Genomic DNA, 2,774 nt, shown 5'->3' with positions numbered 1-2,774 from the left:
GCGCGCCAGCCGCATCCGCCGGCTGGCGCATTCTCTTGATCGACATCTGCCCCGTCTTCACTGGCACGCATGATCTTTCGCACATCGGACAAAACCCCTCCCCCTCCACCACCGCGCCAAGATGTGGCGCAAGCGGCCGAGAGCGCGCGCAAGTTGCTGCACCGGCGTGCGCTGGTCGGCGCAGCGGCCAGCAGCCTACCCATTCCGGGCTTGGACTGGCTGGTGGATGCGGCACTGCTGGCGCGGCTGCTGCCACGCATCAACCGCGAATTCGGCCTCACACCCGAACAGTTGGACAAGCTGGAACCCGGCAAGCGCGAGCAGGTGCAAAAGGCCGTGGCCATGGTGGGCTCGGTGCTGATCGGCAAGCTGATCACGCGCGACATGGTGGTGCGCCTGGCGCGCGCGGCCGGCATGCGCATGACAGCCACGCAGGCCGCCAAGTACGTGCCGCTGGCAGGCCAGGCCGCAGCGGCAGCGCTGGGCTATGCCACGCTACGCTATCTGGGCGAGCGGCATATCCAGGACTGCATTCGTGTGGTCGAGCACGCAGAACTCGACATTCCCTCGCGGCTGGATCGCACGGCGCGCAAGGTCGAGCAAACAGGTCAGCAATTAGAAGAGGCTAACAAGGCCGATAGGACCGACAAGGACGGGCGCGAGGCCGAGCCTGCCCCCGAGCCTTCCAGCAAGCGCCCGCGCTTCTGGCGCCAGCCCGATCGCGGCCCCTGGGGCCGCTCCCAGTAGACGGCTATCAGCCCAGGTCCGACGCCTGGTGGCGCTCGGGCACCTGGGTGGCTTCATCTCCCCAGGTACGATTCACGCGGCGGCCGCGCAGCACGGCCGGCCTTTGGGCAATCTCCCTGGCCCAGCGCATGACATGCGTGTATTCATGGGCTGAAAGGAACTCGGCCGCGCCATACACCTCGTTGAGCACCAGGGCCCCATACCAGGGCCAGATGGCGATATCGGCAATGCTGTAGTTCGCCCCTGCAATGAACGGGTGCAGGGCCAGCTGGCGATCAAGCACATCGAGCTGGCGCTTGGTCTCCATGGTGAAGCGGTTGATGGGGTACTCGAACTTCTCGGGCGCATAGGCATAGAAATGCCCGAAACCGCCGCCAAGGTAAGGTGCCGACCCCATCTGCCAGAACAGCCAGTTCAGCGTCTCGGTGCGCGCAGCGGGCTCGGCAGGCAGCAGCGCACCAAACTTCTCGGCCAGGTACAGCAGGATGGAGCCTGACTCGAACACGCGCACCGGCGGCTCGACGCTGCGGTCCACCAGCGCCGGGATCTTGGAGTTGGGATTGACCTCGACAAAGCCGCTGGAGAACTGGTCGCCTTCACCGATGCGGATCAGCCACGCGTCGTACTCCGCGCCGGCATGGCCCAGCGCCAGCAGTTCCTCCAGCATGATGGTGACCTTCACGCCGTTGGGCGTGGCCAGCGAATACAGCTGCAGCGGCTGCTGCCCCACCGGCAATGCCTTGTCATGGGTGGGACCGGCGACCGGGCGGTTGATGTTGGCAAAGGTGCCGCCCGAAGGCGCTGGCTGCCATACGGCGGGCGGGACATAGGTGGAGCTGTCGGTCATGCAGGGTTCCTGTGGTTCGCGGGCTGGGGAGAGGTGCCCGGCTGAAGGCGATTGTCCCGTCACCGGCGCGCTCTTGCCGGCGTGCACGGAACGCCGCCACGGCGCCCGGGGATTTGCCACAATCGCGGCATGACTGCCGCCCCCACCTCCGCCCGCCAGCTCTGGCTCATGAAGAACGAGCCCGACGAATTCTCCATAGACCACGCGCTGGCCGCGCCGCAGGCCACCATCGCCTGGGACGGTGTGCGCAACTACCAGGCGCGCAACTTCATGCGCGATGCCATGCAGGTGGGCGATGGGGTGCTGTATTGGCACTCCAGTTGCGCCGAGCCCGGCATCTACGGCATCGCCCGCATTGCAGGCAACCTGCGCGTCGATGCCTCGCAGTTCGACCCGCGCAGTCCCTACTACGACCCCAAGTCCTCGCCCGACAAGCCACGCTGGCTCACGCTGGACGTGCAGGCGCTGCGCAAGACACGCACGCTGCAGATCGCCGAGCTGCGCGAGCATCCCGAGCTTGCCGGCATGCGTGTACTGCAAAAGGGCAACCGCCTGTCGATCACGCCGGTCACGCCCGAGGAATGGGCCTTCATCGAAGGCCTGCTCCAACCCGCCTGAGCTGCCGACCCGCCCGCTGCGGGCTGCTTTCTTACAAGCAAGAAGCTTCTCTCCTGCACGCCGGACCTGGACCGGCCGCTATGCTTTTGGGCATTTGCGAACCTGGATTTCGCATGCTGGAGGGAGAATCTTCGTGCGTTGGCGAAAAGCAAAAGCAAAAACACCCCCTGGAACTCCCAAGAGCGGCATGGCCGCTGCGCCCGGCCGCCTGCGTCTGGCGCTGCGCGACGCCATCGCCGCCTCCCTGGGTGCGATGCTGGCCTGGGAGCTGTCCCACTACCTGCTCGGCCACCCCAAACCCGTCTTTGCCGCTGTCACCGCCCTGGTCTGCCTGGCGCCCGGCCTGCCCAGCCACCTCAAGCAGACCTGGGGTCTGGTGCTGGGCTGCGCCATCGGCATCATCGTCGGCGAACTGGCCTGGCTGCTGCCCGACACCATTCCGCTGCTGCGGCTGAGTCTGGCCTCGCTGGTCGCCCTGTCTCTGGCCGCCATGCTCGGACAGCCGCCGGTCGTCCCGATACAGGCGGGCGTCTCCGTCGTGCTGGTGCTGAGCATGGGGCCG

4 protein-coding genes are annotated in these 2,774 nt (G+C 66.7%); 3 read left to right on the top strand and 1 reads right to left on the bottom strand.

Annotation, left to right across the window (positions count from 1 at the left end):
- The first annotated feature begins 69 nt into the window (after window positions 1–69).
- Window positions 70–747: a hypothetical protein gene (locus tag ACM14_RS30105; RefSeq protein ID WP_065348170.1), complete on the top strand. Its 678-nt coding sequence runs from the start codon at window positions 70–72 to the stop codon at window positions 745–747.
- Window positions 748–754: 7 nt separating this feature from the next.
- On the opposite strand, the gene yghU is transcribed toward ACM14_RS30105, so the two are convergent.
- Window positions 755–1,594: a glutathione-dependent disulfide-bond oxidoreductase gene (gene yghU / locus ACM14_RS30100; RefSeq protein ID WP_013802231.1), complete on the bottom strand. Its 840-nt coding sequence runs from the start codon at window positions 1,592–1,594 to the stop codon at window positions 755–757.
- 129 nt (window positions 1,595–1,723) lie between these two features.
- On the opposite strand from yghU, the gene ACM14_RS30095 reads away from it, so the two are divergent.
- Both ACM14_RS30095 and ACM14_RS30090 read left to right on the top strand, forming a co-directional pair.
- Window positions 1,724–2,212, top strand: a complete 489-nt coding sequence (locus tag ACM14_RS30095; protein WP_065348169.1) for an EVE domain-containing protein — start codon at window positions 1,724–1,726, stop codon at window positions 2,210–2,212.
- A gap of 187 nt (window positions 2,213–2,399) precedes the next feature.
- On the top strand, window positions 2,400–2,774 hold a 375-nt coding region (locus tag ACM14_RS30090; protein ID WP_175403332.1), incomplete at its 3' end, for an FUSC family protein.

This window comes from Delftia sp. JD2 (assembly GCF_001682645.1).
Classification (GTDB): Bacteria; Pseudomonadota; Gammaproteobacteria; order Burkholderiales; family Burkholderiaceae_C; genus Comamonas; species Comamonas acidovorans.
This window is presented reverse-complemented; position numbering and strand designations above follow the sequence as displayed.